General features: G+C 70.5%; 12 protein-coding genes and 1 tRNA gene. 1 reads left to right on the top strand and 12 read right to left on the bottom strand.

Annotated features, from left to right (window positions below; translation table 11 throughout):
- Nucleotides 1–16: 16 nt before the first annotated feature.
- From NYO99_RS02490 to apbC, 10 genes are all read right to left on the bottom strand, one after another.
- A complete protein-coding gene (locus tag NYO99_RS02490) occupies nucleotides 17–397 on the bottom strand; it encodes a DsrE family protein (RefSeq protein ID WP_268165518.1) in 381 nt (126 codons plus the stop codon).
- A complete protein-coding gene (locus tag NYO99_RS02485; protein ID WP_268165517.1) occupies nucleotides 397–834 on the bottom strand; it encodes a glycine cleavage system protein H in 438 nt (145 codons plus the stop codon). The genes NYO99_RS02490 and NYO99_RS02485 overlap by 1 nt, the downstream gene beginning before the upstream one ends.
- A 138-nt stretch (nucleotides 835–972) precedes the next feature.
- Nucleotides 973–1,068, bottom strand: a tRNA-Sec gene (locus tag NYO99_RS02480).
- Nucleotides 1,069–1,075: 7 nt separating this feature from the next.
- Nucleotides 1,076–2,950 (bottom strand): selenocysteine-specific translation elongation factor, encoded by a 1,875-nt coding sequence (gene selB, locus NYO99_RS02475; protein ID WP_268165516.1) that lies wholly within the window; start codon nucleotides 2,948–2,950, stop codon nucleotides 1,076–1,078.
- A complete protein-coding gene (gene selA, locus NYO99_RS02470) occupies nucleotides 2,947–4,380 on the bottom strand; it encodes an L-seryl-tRNA(Sec) selenium transferase (RefSeq protein WP_422395464.1) in 1,434 nt (477 codons plus the stop codon). The genes selB and selA overlap by 4 nt, the downstream gene beginning before the upstream one ends.
- A gap of 2 nt (nucleotides 4,381–4,382) precedes the next feature.
- Nucleotides 4,383–5,387, bottom strand: a complete 1,005-nt coding sequence (gene fdhE, locus NYO99_RS02465) for a formate dehydrogenase accessory protein FdhE (protein ID WP_268165515.1) — start codon at nucleotides 5,385–5,387, stop codon at nucleotides 4,383–4,385.
- The gene (locus tag NYO99_RS02460; RefSeq protein ID WP_268165514.1) at nucleotides 5,384–6,007 is read right to left on the bottom strand and encodes a formate dehydrogenase subunit gamma; all 624 of its coding nucleotides are present in this window, start codon (nucleotides 6,005–6,007) and stop codon (nucleotides 5,384–5,386) included. Before NYO99_RS02460 ends, fdhE begins: the two co-directional genes overlap by 4 nt.
- 11 nt (nucleotides 6,008–6,018) lie before the next feature.
- The gene (gene fdxH, locus NYO99_RS02455; RefSeq protein WP_268165513.1) at nucleotides 6,019–6,900 is read right to left on the bottom strand and encodes a formate dehydrogenase subunit beta; all 882 of its coding nucleotides are present in this window, start codon (nucleotides 6,898–6,900) and stop codon (nucleotides 6,019–6,021) included.
- Between the two features lie 2 nt (nucleotides 6,901–6,902).
- Nucleotides 6,903–9,974 carry a formate dehydrogenase-N subunit alpha gene (gene fdnG, locus NYO99_RS02450; RefSeq protein WP_268165512.1) on the bottom strand — a complete coding sequence of 1,024 codons (3,072 nt, stop codon included), beginning with the start codon at nucleotides 9,972–9,974 and terminating at the stop codon, nucleotides 6,903–6,905.
- Nucleotides 9,975–10,157: 183 nt separating this feature from the next.
- Complete coding sequence (apbC, locus tag NYO99_RS02445) at nucleotides 10,158–11,252, bottom strand: iron-sulfur cluster carrier protein ApbC (RefSeq protein WP_268165511.1); 1,095 nt, start codon at nucleotides 11,250–11,252, stop codon at nucleotides 10,158–10,160.
- Nucleotides 11,253–11,447: 195 nt separating this feature from the next.
- Here apbC and NYO99_RS02440 point away from each other — a divergent pair, with 195 nt between their 5' ends.
- Nucleotides 11,448–13,715 (top strand): TonB-dependent receptor plug domain-containing protein, encoded by a 2,268-nt coding sequence (locus NYO99_RS02440; RefSeq protein ID WP_268165510.1) that lies wholly within the window; start codon nucleotides 11,448–11,450, stop codon nucleotides 13,713–13,715.
- Between the two features lie 15 nt (nucleotides 13,716–13,730).
- Here NYO99_RS02440 and NYO99_RS02435 read toward each other — a convergent pair whose 3' ends face one another.
- Both NYO99_RS02435 and NYO99_RS02430 read right to left on the bottom strand, forming a co-directional pair.
- Nucleotides 13,731–14,672: a TraB/GumN family protein gene (locus tag NYO99_RS02435; protein ID WP_268165509.1), complete on the bottom strand. Its 942-nt coding sequence runs from the start codon at nucleotides 14,670–14,672 to the stop codon at nucleotides 13,731–13,733.
- Between the two features lie 84 nt (nucleotides 14,673–14,756).
- Complete coding sequence (locus NYO99_RS02430) at nucleotides 14,757–16,673, bottom strand: EAL domain-containing protein (RefSeq protein WP_268165508.1); 1,917 nt, start codon at nucleotides 16,671–16,673, stop codon at nucleotides 14,757–14,759.
- Between the last annotated feature and the right edge of the window lie 8 nt (nucleotides 16,674–16,681).

Here is a 16,681-nt window from a genome sequence, read left to right as displayed (position 1 = left end):
AAAGTTCGGTGCCCGATCAGAACACCAGGGTGGCCCAGGCCGGGTCAGCGGCACGGGCAGTGAATTGGACCGCACCGCCATGCTGGCGCGCGGCGGGCAGGATGTCGGCCGGGGTCAGGCCTTGCGCGGCCAGCGCATCGGAGCAGGCCAGAAAGCGCGCGCCGTGCGACAGCGCGTCCTGCATCCAGGCCGCCACCGTCTTGTCGAAACGCGCCGATGCGCGCAGCGACTCTGCCACACCGGGGCGCAGCAGCAGCACCGAGCGCGCCGAGAAATACACCTCCACCTGCAGGTCCATCGCCGCTGCCGCGGCCGCATGGGCGAAGGGCGTGGCCAGGCGCGCGGGCTCGTCGGGGTCGGCGGCCCACAGCAGGATGGCCAGGCCGGTGCGCGACATCAGTCCGCCTCCAGCCGGTTGAGCCGCGCCCAGGCCTGCATGGCTTCGCGCACGGCGGCCGCGCCGATGGCCAGCCCGGCCTGCTCCTGCGGCAGCTGGGACGGCGCCAGCTCCACCAGCCAGCCCTCTCCGTAGGGCGAGCGGTGCACCAACTCAGGCTGCGTCTCCAGCGCCTCATTGACCCGCGTCACCGTGCCCGACAGCGGCGAGCGCACCGACACGACCGACTTGGACAGCTCCACCACACCGACGGAGCGCCCCTGCACCACCTCGCTGCCCACCGACTTCGGCCGGCACATGTAGATCTCGCCCGACGCCTTCAAGCCCAGCGCCGTGATGCCCACCCGCACCCCGCCCCCAGGCAGCAGCCGCACCCAGGTCTGGTCTTCGACCCAGTACCAGAGGTCGTCCGGCAGCTCTGTACCGGCGATCAGCATGGACGCCCTCCTCGGCATTTGGCGTTCAGTCGGCACCGCGAGCGGCCCGAGGCTGCGTCGAGCAGCGCAGCCGTACTGGCGTACGGCGAGCATCGCAGGCGCAGGATCGGGCCGCGCAGCCGCCGAATGAATGCCAAATGGCGGAGGGGCGTGGGGGTCGAACCCACCCAGCAGCGCATGGCGCCACCCACCGGGTTTGAAGCCCGGCCGACACACCGGTGTCGTTGCCCCTCCGAAGTCCTCATGCGGGCTCCTGCACAAACAGCGCGCAGTCGGCCCGCAGCCGGTGCGCGTCGCCCACACGGCGCAGCAGGCCCACGCGATCGAAATGCTCCAGGATCTGGATCGCGCGCTTGCGCCCCAGCCCCGTGGCATCGCGGAACGCGGCCGCCGCGACCTGGCCTTGTTCCGCGGCCAGGCGGCGCACTGTAGCCGCGAGCGCGGTGGCCGTGGGGGTGTCCAGGTACAGATCTTTCACCACCTGGTGCAGCTCGCCCTGCTGGGCAAGGCGGGCCAGCGTGGCGCGCATCAGCGGCTCGGGCTCGGCGCAGTCGCGCGCCAGGTCGCGCGCCCAGGCGCCCTCGGCACCGGCCTCGCGCAAGCGTGGCGCCACCTTCTGCGCGATGCGCTGCTCGGCCGCCGACAGCTGCACGCCATGCGCCGGCAGGTGCACGAAGGCGCCCCGCACGGCGAGGTGGCCGGTGGCGCGCAGGTCAGCCAGCACCTGGCGCCACAGGGCCTCGGCCAGGCGGGGTGCGACGAGACGGCGCAACCGGGCCGCGTCCGGGCCCAGCTCGTCGGGCTGGCGGGCGTGATAGTCAGCCAGCGTGGCCAGCAGCCGCTCGGTCAGCGTGGCGCTGGCCGCATCCCCCAGCGCCCAGCCCTGCAGCGGCTCGGCCAAGCCCTCGGCGCGGGCAAAGGCGGCCAGGTCCAGCCCGTGGGACAGCAGCGTCAGCAGGCGCTCGCGGCGCCGTGCCGCGGTGGGCAGCGCGCACGCGCCCAGCTCCGCCAGCCGCTCCGGCGTGCGGCGGTAGCGGGCGGGGGCGAACGGGTCCAGCACCGTGCCGCCGGCCAGCGTGCGCGAGGCACCGGCATCGCGCAGCACCAGGCGGTCGCCCCGCCACGCGCCCACCGGCGCGTGACACACCAGCTGCACGCGCCCCGAGGCGCCGGGCTCGATCTGCTCGCCGTCCAGCACGGCCACGCTGGCCGTCACGCCCTGCGCGCCGAGGTGCAGGTGCACCCGGGTGCCGGAACGCAGCGGCTTGGCCTCGCCGGGCCACAGGCGCAGCTGGGCGTCCAGCCGCGCCGTGGCCAACGCCACATGCGGCGCGGTGAGCCAGGCGCCCCGCGGCGCCTCGTCCTTGGCCACGCCGGCCAGTGCCACCGCACAGCGCTGCCCGGCCTGGGCGCGCTCGACGACACGGTTCTGCGCATGCAGGCTGCGCACGCGCGTGCCGCGGCCGGCCAACACCAGCTCGTCGCCCACGGCGATCTCGCCGGCATGCAGCGTGCCGGTCACCACGGTGCCCACGCCGTCCAGCGTGAACGCGCGGTCCACGGCGAGGCGCGGCGCCAGGCCGTGCGACGGCCGGGGCGGCAACTCGCGTGCGGCCTCGAACAACAGCTCGCGCAGCGCGGGCACGCCCTGCCCCGTCTGCGCCGAAACGGCAAGAACGGGCGCGGCATCCAGGCCCGTGCCGGCCAGCAGCGCACGCAGCTCGGCACCCAGCGCCTCGATGCGGCCCGGCTCGGCGCGGTCGGCCTTGGTCAGCACCACCGCACCACGCGTGAGCCCCAGCAGGCTCAGCACCGCGAGGTGCTCACGCGTTTGCGGCATCACGCCGTCATCCACCGCCACCACCAGCAGGCCGAAATCGATGCCGCTGGCCCCGGCCAGCATGGTGTGCACCAGCTTCTCGTGGCCCGGCACATCGATGAAGCCCAGGCGCTGTGGCACCGGGCCGGGCTCGGGCACGTCCAGGTAGGCGTAGCCCAGCTCAATGCTGATGCCACGCGCCTTCTCCTCGGGCAGGCGGTCGGTGTCCACGCCGGTGAGCGCCCGCACCAGCGTGGTCTTGCCGTGGTCGATGTGCCCGGCGGTGCCGACGATCACGCCAACGCCTCCTTCAGCACGCCCAGCTGGCCGGTCAGCAGTGCCGGGTCTTCCAGGCAGCGCAGGTCCAGCAGCAGGCGGTCGTCGTGGACACGGCCGATCACCGGGCGCGGCAGCCCGCGCAGGGCCGTCACGAGCGCTTCGAGCGTGCGGCCACGGCCGTCGAGCGCGGCCAGAGCCAGGCCGGCCGACGGCAGCCGCTCCACCGGCAGCGAGCCGGAGCCGATCTGGCTCTGCAGCGCGACGACCGACACCGCAAAGCGTGGCGCCACAGCGGCTTCCAGCACCGGCAGCAGGGCCTGCGCCAGCGCGGCGATCTGGGCCTGCGGTCTGGTCAGCAGGCGCAGCGTGGGCAGGTCCTGCACCAGCCGCTCGGGCCGCAGGTACAGGCGCAACGTGGCCTCCAGTGCAGCAAACGGCAGCTTGGACAGGCGCAGCGCCCGCTTCATCGGGAACTTGCGAATGCGCCCCACCGCGGCCTTGCTGCCAACGATGAGCCCGGCCTGCGGGCCGCCCAGCAGCTTGTCGCCGCTGAAGGTGACCACGTCGCAGCCCGCGGCCAGCATGGCCTGGGGCAGCGGCTCGGCCGGCAGGCCCCATTGGGTGAGGTCCACGAGCGCACCGCTGCCCAAATCGGTCATCAGCGGCACACCGCCCGCTCGCGCGATCGGGGCCAGCGTCGCCTCATCCACCGAGGCGGTGAAGCCCTGCACGGCGTAGTTGCTGGTGTGCACCTTGACGATGAGGCCGGTGCGCGGGTTGATGGCGCCCTCGTAGTCGCGCGGGTGGGTGCGGTTGGTGGTGCCCACCTCCACCAGCGTGGCGCCGGCCGCGGACATCACGTCGGGCATGCGGAAGGCGCCGCCGATCTCGACCAGCTCGCCGCGCGACACGATGGCCTCCTTGCCCCGCGCCAACGCCGCGATGCCCAGCAGCACCGCAGCCGCGTTGTTGTTCACCACCGTGGCCGCTTCGGCGCCGGTGAGTTCGCACAGCAAGTTCTCGATGAGGTCGTCACGGTCACCGCGGCCACCGGTGTCCAGGTCGAACTCGAGGTTGTTGGGCGCGCCGGTCAGTGCCAGCACCTGCTGCAGCGCGGCGTCGGCCAGCAGCGCGCGGCCGAGGTTGGTGTGGATGACGGTGCCGCTGAGGTTGAGCACCGCACGCATCTTGGGCCTCATGCGCGCGGCAACACGCGCGGCCAGCGCCTGCGGCAGCCCGGCCAGCTCGGCGCGGGGCAACTCGCCCGCCACCGCGCGCGTGCGCAGGGCGTCGAGCAGCCCCCGCGCCTCGCGGGCGACCAGCGTGTGGCCGTGCTCGGCCACCAGCGCCGCACATTCGCGCAGCAGCTTGTCGAGGGCCGGGAGGTCCTTGGGGGCCGCTTTGTCGGGGGCCTTGGAACCGTGAACCACGGATTCGTCGGGCGCCACGATCAATGTCCTCCGCCGGGCGGTGGGGCCTCGTCGGGCTCGCCGAAGAGCAGCAGCAGGTTCAGGCCGTGGCGCTGCTGGCCGTCCTCGCTGACGAGCAGATCGAGCGTCAGCGTGGCCAGGTCATCAGCCACGGGTTCGAGGCCGTTGTCACGCGCCGGGTGCATCAGCTTGAGGTAGTGACCGCACTCGCTGCAGCACTCGGCCTGCACGGCCGGCTGCGCCTCGGGCGCGCTGGCGTCGGCTGCGACGAGGTTCTGCAGCGAGATGCCCTTGGTGCTCTGGCAGTGCGTGCACTTGATGCGCACGTAATGCCACTGCGTGGCACACAGACCGCAGGCCAGGTAACGCGCGCCCTCGGCGCCCAGGCGCTCCAGTGACGCCACGGGGCGCGATCCGCAACAGGGGCAGACGGTCGGGTCGTCGATGCGGCCGAAGGGCGCGACCGCACCGCCGCCGTGGGCGACGGCGGTCTGCTGCACCAGGCGCACCCAATGGAGCTGTAGGCCGGCGGCGATCAGCGGCGCGGCGGCCAGGTCCAGCCCCAGCATCACGCCGGTCAGCAGGCGGCCGGCTTGCGTGTCCAGGTGCTCATCCGTCGCGTCAGCCAGGTGGGCTGCGGCGGCACGCGCCGGGCCTTCCGGCAGATGCGCGGCGAGATCGCGCAGCAGTGCACGCAGGCTGTCGCGCCAGACCGGCTCGCGAACCCAGGCCTCGGCTGGCAGCAGCGGCACGCCGTCGCGCGCGGCGGCGCCCACCTGCTCGGCCGAGGGCACCGGCACGCTGACGCCGGCCTTGAGCGCCCGGTGCTGGGCGTCGGCCAGTTCGGCGACGAATAGCAGGAAGTCGCGCATCGCATGGCCGGCGGCCAGCTCGCGCAAGCGCAGTGCCCGCGCGGCGAACACGCCGGCATCGGGCAGGTGCACAAAGGTCAGCTGCTCGCCCGCACGGACGGCGATCTCTTCGGGGCTGAGGAGTTTCTGGGAGGTGCTGGTCGTCGGGGTCACTGCTTGCCTGTCATCTCACGGTGCCACAGCGGGTGATTCTGACGCGCCCAGCCCTCGGTCACCGTGCCACGCGTCATCGCGCGCACCGTGCCCTTGACCCAGATCGCGGCGTACACATGCATGATGACGCCCAGGATCAGCACGACCGCGCTGGCCGCATGCAGCACGACGGCGATGCGGCGCAGCAGGATGGGGAAGCTGCTGGCGAACCAGGGCTGCCAGAACATCACACCGGTCACCAGCAGCACCACGAGGCACAGGCTCATCAGCCAGAACACACCCTTCTGGCCGGCGTTGTACTTGCCCACCGGCGGCATGGCCGCCTTGTTGCCGCGCAGCATGTCGCCGCTGTGCGCCACCCAGTCCCGATCCGACGGCGTGAACACGTTGTCGCGCCACAGGCGGAAGAACATCACCGCGAAGGCCAGCACCATGGCGACACCGAAGAACGGATGCAGGATGCGTGTCCAGACGCCGCCGCCGAACAGCGCGCTGAAGAAGTACAGACTCGGGTGGAAGAAGGCCAGGCCGGACAGCCCGGCCAGCACGAACAGCAGCGCGATGAGCCAGTGGTTCATGCGGTCGCGGTCTTCGTAGCGACGCAGGGTTCGAATTGCCATGTCGTGCTCCTTCAGGCGTCCGCCTTGTTGTCGGCGTCGTCCTTGGACTCCACCGGACCGACCTTCATGTAGTGGAAGAAGCCGGCCACGACCGCCCCCACCATCGCCGCCACCGCCAGCGGCTTGGCCGCCCCCTTCCACAGCGACACCAGCGGGCTGATCTTGGGATCGGCGGGCAGGCCGTGGTAGAGCTCGGGCTTGTCGGCGTGCTGCAGCACATAGACGACGTGGGTGCCGCCAACGCCCTGCGGGTCATAGACGCCCGCGTTGGCATAGCCGCGGTCCTTGAGGTCGGTCACGCGCTCGGCACCGTAGTCCAGCATGTCCTCCTTGGTGCCGAAGCGGATGGCGCCGGTCGGGCAGGCCTTGGCGCACGCCGGCTCCAGCCCGACGCCGACCCGGTCGGAGCACAGCGAGCACTTGTAGGCCTTGCTGTCGACCTTGGACAGGCGCGGCACGTCGAAGGGGCAGCCAGTGACGCAGTTGCCGCAGCCCACGCAGTGCTCGGAGATGAAGTCCACGATGCCATTCGTGTACTTCACGATGGCACCGGGCGCCGGGCAGCTCTTGAGGCAGCCCGGATCCTCGCAGTGCATGCAGCCGTCCTTGCGGATCAGCCACTCGAGCCGGTCTTTTTCGACCTCCACCTCGGAGTAGCGCATGACCGTCCAGCTCTGCGGCGTCAGGTCGCGCGGGTTGTCGTAGGTGCCGTGCGCCTCGCCCACGTCGTCACGCAGGTCGTTCCACTGCATGCAGGCCACCTGGCAGGCCTTGCAGCCGATGCAGGAGGAGACGTCGATGAGCTTGGCGACCTCGATGGTCTTGCGCGCCTGCGGCGGGTTGGTGGTCGTGGCCGAGCGCTTGGCGATGTCGAGAGATTGGAGTGAAGACATGGTCAAGCCTTTTCAAGGTTCACGGTGAAGCTCTTGAACTCGGGCGTCTGCGTGTTCGCATCGCCCACGAAGGGGGTCAGCGTGTTGACGAGATACCCGGGCTTGGCGACGCCGACGAAGCCCCAGTGATTGGGCAGGCCCACGGTGTGCACCCGTTTGCCGTCCACGTCCAGCGACGCGATGCGCTTGCTCACCACGGCCACGGCCTTGATGAAGCCGCGGTTGCTGCTCACCTTGACCCAGTCGCCATTGGCCACGCCCTTCTCCTTGGCCAATTCCTCACCGATCTCGACGAATTGCTGCGGCTGCGTCACGGCGGACGAGCGCACGTTCTTGGTCCAGTAGTGGAAGTGCTCGGTCAGCCGGTAGGACGTCGCCACGTATGGGAAGTCCTTGGGCGTACCGAAGGCCTCCATGTCGCCCTTGAACACGCGCGCGGCCGGATTGCTCTTGGCCTTGGCGTTGTTGGGGTGCATGGGGTTGGCGGCCAGCGGTGTCTCGAAGGGCTCGTAGTGCTCCGGCAATGGGCCGTCCACCAGGCCCGTGGGCGCGAATAGACGCGCCACGCCCTCGGCCGTCATGATGAAGGGCCGCACAGCCTCGGCGTCCGTCGGGTTGGCGTCGGGCCGGATGTCGGGCACGTCGGAGCCGCCCCACTTCTCGCCGTTCCAGGCCACCAGACGGCGCTTGGCGTTCCACGGCTTGCCCTCGGGCGAGCAGGACGCCGCGTTGTAGAGCACGCGGCGGTTCGCTGGCCAGGCCCAGGCCCAGTTCAGCGTCTGGCCGATGCCGTAGGGGTCGCTGTTGTCGCGGCGCGCCATCTGGTTGCCGGCCTGCGTCCAGCTACCGGCATAGATCCAGCAGCCGCAGGACGTGGACCCGTCGTCGCGCAGCTGGCCGAAGCCGCTGACCTGGTCGCCGGCCTTGACCAGCACCTTGGTCGGGTCCTTGGGGTCCAGCACGTCGGCCAGCGCCTTGCCGTTGTACTCCTTGGCCAGTTCCTCGGCCGAGGGGTTGGTGGGCTGCAGATAGGGCCAGGCGAGATTGAGGATGGGGTCGGGGAAGGCGCCGCCCTCCTTCGCGTAGGCCGCCCTCAGGCGCGTGAACAACTGGGCAATGATCTCCGGGTCGCCCTTGGCCTCGCCCGGGGGCTCGGCGCCCTTCCAGTGCCACTGCAGCCAGCGGCCGGAGTTGGTCAGCGAGCCGTCCTCCTCGGCAAAGCAGGTGCTGGGGAAGCGGAACACCGTGGTCTGGATCTCCTCGCTCTTCACGTCGTGGTGCTCGCCGTGGTTCTTCCAGAACTCGGCGGTCTCGGTGTTGAGCGGATCGATGATGACCAGGTACTTGAGCTTGGACAGGCCACCGACGATCTTCTTCTTGTTGGGGAAGGAGCCGACCGGGTTGAAGCCCTGGCAGATGTAGCCGTTGAGCTTGCCCTGGTTCATCAGCTCGAAGGCCTGCAGCACGTCGTAGACCTTGTCCCACTTCGGCAGGTAGTGGAAGGCCCACTCGTTCTCGGCCGTGGCCGCCTTGCCCCACCAGGCCTTTTGCTGGCTGACGAAGAACTTGGGGTAGTTCTGCCAGAAGCTCATCTGCCCCGGGCGCAGCGGCTTGACGGCGCGCGGCTTGTAGTAGGTCTCCAAATCCTGCTCGCTTTCGCGCGGCAGGCTCATGTAGCCCGTCAGCGAGGTCGACAGCAGGCCCAGGTCGGTGAGGCCCTGGATGTTGGAGTGCCCGCGCAGCGCATTCATGCCGCCGCCGGCCACGCCGATGTTTCCCAGCAGCAGCTGCATGATGGCCGCGGTGCGGATCATCTGCGAGCCCTGGCTGTGCTGCGTCCAGCCCAGCGCGTACATGATGGTCATGGCGCGATCGGGCTTGGCGGTCTCCGAGATCATCTGGCAGACCTTCAGGAACTTGTCCTGCGGCGTGCCGGTGACCTTGCTGACCATCTCGGGCGTGTAGCGCGCGTAATGCGCCTTCATCACGTTGAGCACGCAGCGCGGATGCTGCAGCGTCGGGTCGACCTTGGCGAAGCCCTTCTCGTCGAGCTCGTAGCCCCAGCTCTTGTTGTCGTAGCGGCGCTTGGCCTCGTCGTAGCCGCTGAACAGGCCATCGTCGAACTTGTAGTCCTCGCCGACGATGAAGCTGGCGTTGGTGTAGTGCTTGACGTACTCGTGCTGGATCTTGTCGCCGGCCAGCAGGTAGTTGATCACGCCCGCCAGGAACGCGATGTCAGCCCCCGCCCGGATGGGCGCGTAGTAGTCGCTCATCGCGGCCGAGCGCGTGAAGCGCGGATCGACAACGATCAGCTTGGCCTTGTTGTGGTGCTTGGCCTCAATGACCCACTTGAACCCGCAGGGGTGGGCCTCGGCGGCATTGCCGCCCATGATCAGCACGAGGTCGGCGTTCTTGATGTCCACCCAATGGTTGGTCATCGCACCGCGCCCAAACGTCGGGGCCAGACTGGCCACCGTCGGGGCGTGTCAAACGCGCGCCTGGTTGTCGAAGACCAGCATCCCCAACGAGCGCATCGCCTTGTGGGTGATGTAGCCCGCCTCGTTGGACGATGCGCTCGCGCAGAGCATGCCGGTGGTCAGCCAGCGGTTGACGGTCTTGCCGTCAGCGTTGGTGGCCTGGAAGTTGGCGTCGCGGTCGGCCTTCATCAGCTTGACGAGGCGGCCCATGGCCTCGTCCCAGCTGACGCGCTTCCATTCCTTGCTGCCAGGCTCGCGGATCTCGGGGAACTTCAGCCGGTTGGGGCTGTGCACGAAGTCCAGCAGGCCGGCGCCCTTGGGGCACAGCGTGCCGCGGTTGACCGGGTGGTCCGGGTCACCTTCGATGTGGATGATGGACGAGGTGACGTTTTTCGCCTTGTCGCCCAGCGAGTACATGATAACGCCGCAGCCCACCGAGCAGTAGGGGCAGGTGTTGCGGGTCTCTGTGGCCCGGGAGAGTTTGAAGTTGCGCGCCTCGGCCAATGCGGCCGTCGGCGAGAACCCCAGCGCGACCAGACTGGATGCTGCCAGCCCCGCGCCACTCACCCGGAAGAAATGCCTCCGGTTCATGTCCATGGAATCGTCTCCAGGGGCCTCGTGGACCCCACCGTCCAACAGATTGAAGATTGACGCCGGCACGCGGCAGCGTCCGGATTTCTTCACAACCGACGGGACTTGTCCAATAGGTGTTTGGCCGACTCAGCGATAGCGTCAGGCAAAGCCGGAAGTCAGGGAGGCGTCAGCTTCCGGGTGCGCGAATCAGGTGCCCTTGGAGATGGCGATGGTCGGGAACTTGGACGAGTAGTCCTTGCCTTGCGCTGCGATCTTCACGGCAATCTTGCGGGCCAGCGCCTTGTACAGCGCCGCCACCTCGCCGGCCGGATCGGCCACCACCGTGGGCGCGCCGGCATCCGCCTGCACGCGGATGCTCATGGCCAGCGGCAGCGAGCCCAGCAGCTCCGTGCCGTACTGCGCCGCCATCTGCCGCCCGCCCTCGGCGCCGAAGATGTGTTCGGCATGGCCGCAGTTCGAGCAGATGTGCACCGCCATGTTCTCGACGATGCCCAGGATGGGCACGCCCACCTTCTCGAACATCTTCAGGCCCTTCTTGGCGTCGATGAGGGCAATGTCCTGGGGCGTGGTGACGATGACGGCGCCGGTCACCGGCACGCGCTGCGACAGCGTCAGCTGGATGTCGCCGGTGCCCGGCGGCATGTCGATGACGAGGTAGTCCAGCTCCTGCCAGCGGGTCTGGCGCAACAGCTGCTCCAGCGCCTGCGTGGCCATGGGGCCGCGCCAGATCATGGCCTGGTCGTCGTCCACAAGAAAGCCGATGGAGTTGACCTGCAGGCCGTGGGCGATGTGCGGCTCCATGGTCTGGCCATCCAGCGTCTCGGGGCGGCCGCTGGCGCCTAGCATGGTGGGCTGGCTGGGGCCGTAGATGTCGGCATCCAGCACGCCGACCTTGGCGCCCTCGGCGGCCAGCGCCAGCGCCAGGTTGGCGGCCGTGGTGCTCTTGCCGACGCCGCCCTTGCCGGACGCCACCGCGATGATGTTCTTCACGCCCGGCAGCAGCTGCACGCCGCGCTGCACCGCATGGGCGACGACCCGCGTCGAGATGGCGACGCTGACATTGCCCACGCCCGGCAGTGCGCGGGCGGCCGCGATGACGGCGGCGCGCAGCGCAGCATGCTGGCTGGCCGCCGGGTAGCCCAGTTCGACGTCCACGGCGACATCCGCGCCGCTGACCTGCACCGATCGCACGGCGCGCGATTCGCCCAGCGTGCGGCCGCTGCCGGGATCGATCACGGCCTGCAGCAGGGGTTGCAGCGATGCTTCGGAGATGGCGGTCATGGCGGGCAGCGGTTCGCAGGAATGGGGCCGGCAGTCTAGCCCTGCGCGGCGCCCCGGGCCGGGCGGGCCGGCGAGCCCCCACCCGAGCACCGGCCATCCCCGGCGTGACGGGCCGCGGGGCCGCCCGTCTGTAAAGAATTCTTTCGTTAACCGAGCGGCCACAAGCCGCGCCGCCCCGCATGGCAAGCTGACGGCATGCAAACTCCTCGACTCCACGCTCTCTCCGCCGCCGCCCTGTTGGCCTGCGGCAGTCTGTCCGGCAGCGCCTGGGCACAAACCGCGGCACCCGCGCCAGCCGCCGCAGCAGCCTCCGCCCCGGCCCGCCCGGCCACCCCCACGCCACGCAGCGCCGAGCAGCTGCAGCGGGTGGAGGTCTCCGGCACCGCCAGCGAAGAGACCATCCGCAAGGCCTCCACGGCCAGCAAGATCGTCATCACCCGCGAAGAGATCGAGAAGTTCGGCGACGCCACCGTCGGCGAGGTGCTCAAGCGCCTGCCGGGCGTGACCACCGGCGGCGCGCCGGGGCGCGGCGGCGACGTGCGCATGCGCGGCATGGGCGGCGGCTTCACGCAGATCCTCGTGGACGGCGAGCGCATGCCGCCGGGTTTCTCGCTCAGCGAGCTGCCGCCCGAGCAGGTAGAGCGCATCGAGGTGCTGCGCGCGCCCACGGCCGAGTACGGCACGCGCGCGATTGCCGGCACCATCAACGTGGTGCTGCGCGAGCCGCTGAAGAAGAAGCTCAACGAGTTCCGCGCCGGTGTCGGCATCGAGCGCGACAAGGCCAGCCCCAACGTCAGCTGGACGCGCAACGACAGCTTCGGCGCGGGCCACACCTACAGCTTCGGCCTGAACGCCATGCGCGGCGAACGCGAGGACGACGTGTTCAGCGACCGGCTGACGCGCACGCTGGCCACCGGCGCCGAGGAACTGCAGTCCACACGCGGCCGCAGCGAGAACTCGCGCGAGGGCGTGAACCTGAACGGCCGCGTGCAGTTCAAGCTGGGCGGGCAGGACACGCTGTCCATCCAGCCCTTCGTCGTCTTCAACAAGTCGGACAGCCACTCAGACATCACCCGCACGACAACGCCCGCCCCCGTGCCACCGCCGGTCGACTTCTATGACCGCATCGAAACGGTCGGCACGACTCGCTTCACGATGGCGCGCCTGAATGCGCAGTGGCAGATGCGCCCCGACGCCGACACGCGCATCGACCTGCGCGGCGGCGTGGGCGGCGCCAGCGGCGAGAACAGCAGCACGCGCCAGGAATCCCTGGCCGGCCTGGGCACGCGGCTGCAGCAGGACAGCACCGACAGCCGCGACCGCAACTGGAACCTGGTGGGCAAGTTCTCGCGCAGCCTGCAGAACGACCACAGCCTGGTGCTCGGCCTGGAGGGCGAAGGCAACAACCGGCGCTCCACCCGCACCACGCTGATCAACGGCGCGCCGCAGCAGGGCCTGGGCGATTTCGGCGACGACATGGACGCCTCGACGACGCGCCTGGCAGCCTACGCGCAGGACGAGTGGAACGTTGGCAAGCAGTGGGACTTCTACGCCGGCCTGCGCTGGGAAGGCATCAAGACCGAAAGCAGCGCGGCCAACTACGCGGTGAGCAACACGTCCAGCGTGTTCACGCCGCTGGCCCATGCGCGCTACAAGCTGGATGCCGGCGGCAAGGAAGCCATCCGCATGAGCCTGACGCGCAGCTACCGCAGCCCGCAGCTGCAGGACCTGGTGGCGCGCCCGTCCATCAACACCGAATCGCGCCACGACGAAGCCACGCCCGACCGCGCCGGCAACCCCGCCCTGAAGCCCGAACTCGCCACCGGCCTGGAGATCGGCTACGAGAAGTACCTGAGCAAAGGCGGCATGCTGGGCGCCAACTTCTTCGCCCGCCGCATCACCAACGTAATGCGCACTTTCACGGCGCTGGAGACCGTGAGCTGGAGCGCCACGCCGCGCTACGTCTCGCGCCCACGCAACCTCGGCAAGGCCACGACCATGGGGCTGGAACTGGAGGCCAAGTTCCGGCTGGACGAATACTTCGACGACGCCCTGCCGCTGAACGTGCGCAGCAACCTCAGCGTCTTCACATCCAAGGTCGACGGCATCCCCGGGCCGAACAACCGGCTGGACAGCCAGCCCAAGGCGACGGCCAATCTGGGCGTCGACTACCGGCTGCGCTCGGTGCCGGTGTCGCTGGGCGCGTCGCTGAACTGGACGCCCACGGCCACCATCCAGCAGTCGGTGCTGACCGAGGTGTCCACAGACCGCAAGCTGGTCAGCGACGCCTTCGTGATGTGGAGCGTCACGCCGGACCAGTCGCTGCGCCTGTCGGCCAGCAACCTGTCGCCGCTGGACTACTACACCGGCAGCGTCATCGCCAGCGACACGCGCGTCATTACCACCCGCAGCGGCGGGCCCAGCTACACGCAGTGGCAGCTGCGCTGGGAAATGAAGCTCTGACGACGTTCGCCGTCGTCAGAACGGCACGCGCTCGACCTCGAAGCCCCTCGCCTTGAGCAAGCCCGGCAAGGCCTGGGCGCCCGTCATGTGCAGCGCGCCGACGGCCGCGAACACCGCCTTGCCCTTGCCATGTTCCTGGGCGATGCGGTCGGCCAGCCCCGGGTTGCGGTCGTCGTTGAGCCGGCGCAGGAACTGCAGCTCCTGCGCTGTCGGCACGCAGTCGCAGAGCTTGGCCGGCGAGTCCATCGCGTCCAGGTCGCCGCGCTCCCAGGCCTGGCTCACGCGCCGCAGCGAGGTGCGGCTCTCCTGGCGCTGCAGGCTGTCCAGCGTGTGGTTCAGCAGCGCGCGCGCCTCGGCCGCATCCACGGGCAGCAGCACGGCCATCTGGCTGGCCACCGACTCCAGCGCCACGACCGGGCGCTGGGTCGCCTGCGCGGCGCCCAGCAGCACGAGTTCCTGCGCGTAGGCCGGGTCCAGGCCATCGTGGCGGCCAGCCAGCGACACATAGGTCACCGCCTGCATCACCGGGTGCAGCGCCGCCAGTGCCGTTCGCGGCAGGCAAGCGGCGTCGGCCTCGGCGTCAAGCCGGGCCTGCTCGGCGCGGGTCAGGGTCAGCTGGGCCGCCTGGGTCTGCGCGGCCTGAACCTCGGCCGCGAACGCCGGGTCCATCGGGTTCACCTCCACGGCCAGCACCTCCGTCGCCCGCAGGGCCGCCTGCAACTGCGGCCCGGGGAACACCCAATCCAGCTTGCCAACGTGCACGGTGCCGTACAGATAGGACACGCGCCCGTCCTTGCGCAGCCGCCACAGCGCGCCGCGGTCCTTGGCCGCGGCCTGGGCCGCCTGCAGCTGCTCGGGCGTCGGGGCCTGCGCCACAGGCGGGCAGCTCGCCTGACTGGCCTGCGCGGCGGCCAGCAGAAAGGCGAAGGAAACAACGGTGGCCAGCAGCAGTCGCATCGGGAGTCCTGACAAAAGCGGAAAGAGCCGGGCGACTCTAACGGCGCCGCTGCGTGCCACCCCGGGCCGCCCCGGGGTGAATCGTCACCGCGTCGCCGTCACCCACGGGCCGGTCAGGCCGTCCAGCTCGCAGTCCCACAGCGCCTGCGCGTCCATCTCGTCGACGACGCCCTCGCCGTAGACCTTCAGCGCCAGGCTGCGCAGCATGATCACCATGCCGCGCACGAAGGCCGCGCGCCCGGCCTCGCCAGCCACGCCCAACAGCACCGACGCGTCCAGCTTCACGTAATCCAGCCCGGCCTGGTAGAGCCGCTCCACCTGCGCCAGCCCGGCTCCGGCGTGCTCCAGACCCAGCTTCACACCCATGGGGCGCAACTGCCGGCCCAGCTCCAGCAGGCGGTCGAAATGCTCCGTGGCGGCGGTCTCGGACAGCTCCAGCAGCAGCAGGCGTGCGGCCTGCGGCGCATGGCCCAGCAGGTCGCGCAGCTGCGGCAGGAAGGCAGCGTCTGCCAGCGAGGCCGGCGCCAGGTTGATGCAGCGCGCCTGACCGTCAGACGCGATGGCCTGCAGCGCGAGCCCCACGGCGAACAGATCCACCGATGCCGTCACGCGCGCCCGCGCCGCCAGCGGCAGCCAGCCCGCCGCCGGCACCCACTGGCCCTCCAGCTGCAGTTGCAGCGGGCATTCCAGGTGCAGCACGCGGCCGCTGCGGTCCCGCACCGGGAACGTCACCAGCTGCCCTTGCTGCCGCGCCACGGCATCCTGCAGCTGCGCGCGCCAGACGCCCTCGCCCTGCTCCCGGCCCACGCCGGCCTGGGCCACCACCTCCACGACGAAACCACCGCGCGACTCGCCCAGGTGCTCGGCACGCGCCAGCGCCGCGTCGGCCTCGCCCAGCCACACCGGGCTGGGCCGCTCGCGCGGCAGCTCCACCGCGCCGAGTGCCACCTGCACACCGGCACCGAAGGCCGGCAGGCTGGCACGCAGCGCATCGGCCAGCGCATGCGCCGTCTCGGCCGCCACACCCGCGGCCGGCAGCCACAGCGCGAAGTCGCCACCATTGAGCCGCCCGACGCGGCAGCCCGGCACCGAGGCCGGGTAGGTCTGCAGGGCCGTCGCCACGGTCTGCAGCACATCGTCTGCCGCCGCGCGCCCGAGGCGGGCGTTCAGCCCCGGCAGATCGCGCAGGCGCACCAGCACCAGGCCTGCGACGGCCGGGCCGTCATCGCGCTGCAGCGCCGCATCCAGCTCGGCCAGGAAGTGCCGGCGCGTGGACACGCCTGTCAGCGCGTCGTGGTGCACCTGTTCGCGCAGCACCAGCAGCTGGCCCGCCTGCGCCTCGAACAGCTCGCGCACGCGCTTGACCATGGCGTTCATTGCCCGCGTCAGGCGCTGCAGTTCCGGCACACGCGGCTCGGTCACCTGGCCGTAGCTGCCAGCCAGCACACCCTCGGCCTGGGCCACCGCCGCGTCCAGCGGGCGGCGGATGCGGCGCAGGCCCAGCGAGGCCAGCACGGCCGCCACGATGCCCACCATCAGCAGCCAGGCCAGCAGCTGGCGCGACGCCAGCCACAGCGCGTCATGCGCGTAGCTTGAGTGGCTCTTCAGCTCAACGCTGCCGATGGCCGTCCAGCCGCTGGACACCTGGGCCACACCCGCCGCCGCCTGGATGGGCACAGCCGCGCGGAACCAGGCCGGCGAGCGCCCCTCCTGCGGCGCGCCGGCCCGCTCGAACACCAGGCGGCCCTGCGCATCGCGCCAGCGCACGTACTCGTACGCGCCGGTGTCGAACTGCGCCGACACCAGCAGCTTGATGAGCTCGACATCGCCCTGCTGCTGCGACAACGCCAGCGCCAGCGACTGCGCGTTGTCGGCATTCTTCAGACCCAGCTGGGTCTGCATCAGCGCGCGCGTGGACAGCGTGGACAGGCCCACGGCGCCCACCAGCGCCGCCAGCACCACGCCCAGCACCAGCCAGGCGATCTGCCGCATCAACGACATGGCTCGTT

This window comes from Roseateles hydrophilus (assembly GCF_026712245.1).
GTDB classification, from domain to species: domain Bacteria; phylum Pseudomonadota; class Gammaproteobacteria; order Burkholderiales; family Burkholderiaceae_C; genus Pelomonas; species Pelomonas hydrophilus.
The sequence above is the reverse complement of the archived record's forward strand: the minus strand, read 5'-3'. Positions and strand labels throughout refer to the sequence as shown.